Annotated in this window: 1 pseudogene; it reads right to left on the bottom strand. The window is 73.3% G+C overall.

The features are described from left to right. Positions 1 to 217 precede the first annotated feature (217 nt). Positions 218 to 4,750: pseudogene (locus ACWCO3_RS31285) on the bottom strand (type I polyketide synthase); the annotation flags it as partial. Between the last annotated feature and the right edge of the window lie 338 nt (positions 4,751 to 5,088).

The following is a 5,088-nucleotide window of genomic DNA, read 5'->3' as shown; positions in this document are numbered from 1 at the left end:
ATCGCCAAGGAGTAGCCCGAGATGGTGAAGCGGTTCACCGCGGCGCTGCTCAAGGGCCTGGAGTACAGCCTGGCCAACTCCAAGGAGGCCGGCGACCGATCGCGCCGGTGCCGCCGGTGACCAGTGTGGTGCCGGTGGGCGACCAGCCGGTCGTCGGCGTCGTGCCGGTGGGCGGGGCCGGCCGCAGGCGGCGGGCGACCGCTCCGGCGGACCGGATCGCCACCTGGTTCTCGCCGGTCGAACCCGGCTCGCCGCGGAGGGTGACGGCGAGCCGGGTTCCGGCCACCGGGTCGAGAGTGTCGGGCAGATCGATCAGCCCGCCGAAGCGCTGCGGGTCCTCGGCCTCGAGTACGGGTCCAAGGCCCCAGAGCATCGCCTGGGCCGGGTGCGGCACGTCCTCGCCGGGGGCGACGGCAACCGCCCCACGGGTGACGCACCACAGTTTCGCCGGGGAACCGATGTCGCCGAGCGTCTGCAGCAGCGTCAGCGTGGCGGTCGTCCCGGTGGTGATCTGCGGGTTCTCTCGATCCGGACGTTGGTCGAGCGCGAGCAGTGACAGCACCCCGGCGATCGGGATGTCGATGTCGGAGAGCCGGTTCAGCAGAGCGGCCAGCTCGCTGCGCTCGGTGGTGGCTGGTGCGATCTCCAGGACCTCGGCGCCATGCTCGCGCAGGGCGGCGGCGCAGTCGGTGGCGATCCGGTGCTGGTCGGTGGTGTCGGGCACGACGAGCAGCCAGGTGCCGTCGAGCCGGGGTGCGGTGCCGGCGTCCGGGATCGGGGTCCAGCCGACGGTGTAGCGCCAGGTGTCGGTGGTGCCCCGCTCCCGGCGGGCACGCCGCCAGGTGGCGAGCGCGGGCAGCAGGTCTCCGCCGTCGCCGGTGATGCCCAGCGGGGTCAGGTCGCCGTCCTCGACGGCCTGCCAGAACTGGCTGTCCACCGGGTCGGAGGCGGCCATCGCGCCGCCACCGGTGGGCCAGTAGCGCTGGTGCTGGAACGGGTAGGTGGGCAGGTCGACGACCCGGGTGGCCGGGATGACGGTGTTCCAGTCGACCAGGGCACCGCGTACCCAGGCCTCGGCCAGGGCTCGGACGACCTGGTCGGTGCCGCCCGCGTCGCGGCGCAGGGTGCCGACGGTGGCCGCGTCGACGGTGTCGGCGATCGCGCCGGTGAGCACCGGGTGGGCGCTGACCTCGACGAAGATTCGATGCCCGGCGGTGTACGCGGCCTCGACGGCCTGGTCCAGGCGTACCGGCTGACGCAGGTTGCGGTACCAGTACGCGGCGTCCATGGCACCGCCGCCCTCCACGGTGGAGAGGACCGGCACCTCACCGGGCAGCGGCTGCACACCGTCGAGCAGGCGGGCGAGTTCGGCCTCGACCGGCTCGACGAGCGCGCAGTGCGAGGCGTAATCCACCTTGACCCGCTTGGCCCGTACGCCGGCCACCTTCGCGACGGCCAAGAACACGTCCAGGTCGGCGGGTGCCCCCGCGACGACCACGCTGGTCGGGCCGTTCACGACGGCGACGGTCACACCGTCGGTGAGCAGCGGGGTGACCACGTCCAGACCGGCGTTGACCGAGACCATGCCGCCCGTGCCGGCAACCGCCAGCAGGGCCTTGCTGCGCAGCGCGACCACCTTGGCGGCGTCGCCGAGCGAGAGGACACCGGCGACGCAGGCCGCGGCGATCTCGCCCTGCGAGTGGCCGATCACCGCGTCCGGGGTCACGCCCTTGGCCCGCCACACCTCGGCCAACGCGACGTGCACCGCCCACAACACCGGCTGCACCACATCCACCCGCTCCAACGGATCGTCGGACCGCAGCACATCGAGGAGGTTCCAGTCCACGAACGGCGCCAGCGCCGCCGCACACTCGGCGATCCGAGCCGCGAACACCGGTTCGGCGTCGAGCAGCCCGACCGCCATGCCGACCCACTGCGAGCCCTGACCGGGGAAGACGAAGACGACGGGCGCGTCGGGGTACGCCGAGCCGGTGATCACCGAACTCGACGGCAGACCGTCGACGAGCGCGTTCAGGCCGGTGCTGTGCTCCGGGCCGAGGACCACGGCCCGCTGGCTGAACGCCGAGCGGGTCGCGGCCAGCGAGTAGGCCACCTCGCCGGCCGGGGCGTCCAGCGCGGCGAGCTGCCGTGCCTGGTCGGCGACCGCCGTGGCGGTACGCCCGGCCAGCAGCCACGGCACGTCCGGCGTCGTCGCGGCGACCTCGCCGGCGGCGACCGCCGGCGCTTCCTCGATGATCACGTGGGCGTTGGTGCCGGAGACTCCGAACGACGAGACACCGGCCCGGCGCGGGCGCTCCCCCGCACTCCACGATCGCGGCTCGGTGAGCAGCTCCACCGCGCCGTCGGACCAGTCCACCTGCGGGGTCGGCTCGTCCACGTGCAGCGTGCGGGGCAGGGTCTCGTGCCGCAGCGCCTCGACCATCTTGATGATGCCGGCGACCCCGGCGGCGGCCTGGGTGTGCCCGATGTTGGACTTGACCGACCCGAGCCACAGCGGCTGGTCGGCGGGACGGTCCTGACCGTAGGTGGCGAGCAGCGCCTGCGCCTCGATCGGGTCGCCGAGTCGGGTTCCGGTGCCGTGCGCCTCGACCACGTCGACATCTGCGGCGGACAATCCGGAATTGGCCAGGGCGGCCCGGATGACGCGTTGTTGGGAAGGTCCGTTCGGCGCGGTCAGGCCATTCGACGCGCCGTCCTGATTGACAGCGGAACCGCGTACCACGGCGAGGACGCGGTGACCGTTTCGGCGCGCGTCGGAAAGCCTCTCCACGAGCAGCATTCCGACGCCCTCGGAGAATCCGGTGCCGTCGGCCGCCCCGGCGAAGGCCTTGCAACGGCCGTCCTCGGCCAGGCCCCGCTGGCGGGAGAAACCGACGAACAACGACGGGGTGGCCATCACCGTCACGCCACCGGCCAGTGCGAGATCGCACTCGCCGTTGCGCAGGGCCTGCGCCGCCAGGTGCAGCGCCACCAGGGACGACGAGCAGGCCGTGTCGACGGTGACCGCCGGCCCTTCCAGACCCAGCACGTAGGACACCCGGCCGGACAGGACCGCTCCGGCATTGCCGGTGGCCAGATATCCCTCCAGGCCGTCGGAGGCGCCGAACAGCACGGCGGAGTAGTCGGAACCGTTGGTGCCGGCGAAGACGCCCGTACGCGAACCGGCGAGCCCCGCCGGGTCGATTCCGGCGCGCTCGACGGCCTCCCATGAGGCTTCCAACAACAACCGCTGCTGAGGATCCATCGCTAATGCCTCACGCGGATTGACACCAAAGAATTCGGCATCGAACTCACCTACGTCGTAGAGAAACCCGCCGGTCCGGGTGTATGTGGTCCCAGCGTTGTCGGGATCGGGATCGAACAACACCCCTAAATCCCAGCCCCGATCCGCAGGGAAAACACCCATGCCGTCGCCGTCGGTGGCGACCAGCCGCCACAGGTCCTCCGGGGAGCCGACACCGCCCGGGTAGCGGCAGCTCATGCCGACGATGGCGATCGGCTCGTCCGCCGCCACGGCGGTCGTCGGGGCCGCGGCGGCCGGTCCGGTGTCGGTGTCCAGGAGCTGCTCGCGCAGGCGGGCGCTGAGGGCGTGCGGCGACGGGTGGTCGAAGACCATGGTGGCCGGCAGGCGCAGACCGGTGGCGCGGGCCAACCGGTTACGCAGCTCGACGCCGGTCACCGAGTCGAAGCCGAGCTCCTGGAAGGTGCGGCGCGGTTCGACCGCCTCCGGCGACGGGTAGCTGAGCACCGCGGCCACCTGGGTGCGGACCAGGTCGAGCAGCGTGCGCCGCTGGTCCGCCTCGGACTGGCCGGCGAGCTGCTGGGCGTACCCGTTGGCGGGTGTCGCGGTCGGGTCGCCGGCCTCGGTCGTCGCGGCGCGCGAGCGCAGCTCCCGCACCTCGGGCACCGCGTCGAGCAGCGGGGCCGCCCGGGTGGCGGTGAAGGCGACGAAGTACCGGTCCCAGGCGATGTCGGCGATGGCCAGGTACGTCTCGTCGTGGTCGACAGCGCCGCGCAGCGCCTCGATGGCGAGGGCCGGGGCCATGCCGGGCATGCCGTGCCGGTCCAGCAGGTCACCGAAGCGACCGTCGGCCAGTCCGCCGCCGTCCCAGGCGCCCCAGGCGACCGAGAGGGCGTGCCGTCCGGCCGCCCGGCGTTGCTGGGCGAGCGCGTCGAGGTAGGCGTTCGCGGGGGCGTAGTTGCCCACGCCGGAGCTGGCCAGGGTGCCGGCCACCGACGAGCAGAGCATGAAGACGGACAGGTCCAGGTCGCGGGTCAGCTCGTCCAGGTTGGTGGCGGCGGTCATCTTGGCGTGCAGGGCACGGGACATCCGGTCGACGTCGAGGGCGTCGACGACGGTGTCGTCGATGGCGGCGGCGGTGTGCACCACGGCGGTCAACGGGTGCTCGGCGGGCACGGCCGCGAGCACCGCGGCGAGCGCGTCCCGGTCGCCGGCGTCGCAGGCCACCACGGAGACCGTGGCGCCCAGCTCGCTGAGTTCGGTGGCGAGGTCGGTGGCGCCCGGCGCGTCCGGTCCACGACGGCTGAGCAGCAGCAGGTGCCCGGCGCCGGAGCGGGCCAGCCAGCGGGCGATGTGTCCGCCGAGCGCGCCGGTGCCGCCGGTGATGAGGACGGTGCCCTCGGGGTTCCAGCGACGGAGCGGGGTCGTCTCGGCCAGCGGCGCGCGGACCAGCCGGCGGCCGAAGACGCCGCTGCTGCGCAGTGCCACCTGGTCCTCGCCGGTGGCGCCGGAGAGGACAGTGGCGAGCAGCCCTCGGGTGCGCTCGTCCAGGTCGACGGGCAGGTCGACGAGCCCACCCCAGCGGTCCGGGTGCTCCAGGGCGGCGACCCGTCCGAAGCCCCAGACCAGCGCCTGGGTCGGGTTGGTGACCGGGTCGGTACGACCGACCGACACCGCGCCCGAGGTGGCGCACCACAGCGGCGCACCGAGGTCGGCGATCCCGAGCGCCTGGGTGAGCGCGACGGTGGCGGCGAAGCCGGCCGGCACGTCCGGGGGACCGAGGTCACACCTGGCAGGGACAGTGTGCCGTGCACCCAGGGTGCCAC

It is taken from the genome of Micromonospora sp. NPDC002411 (genome assembly GCF_053592955.1).
This window is presented reverse-complemented; position numbering and strand designations above follow the sequence as displayed.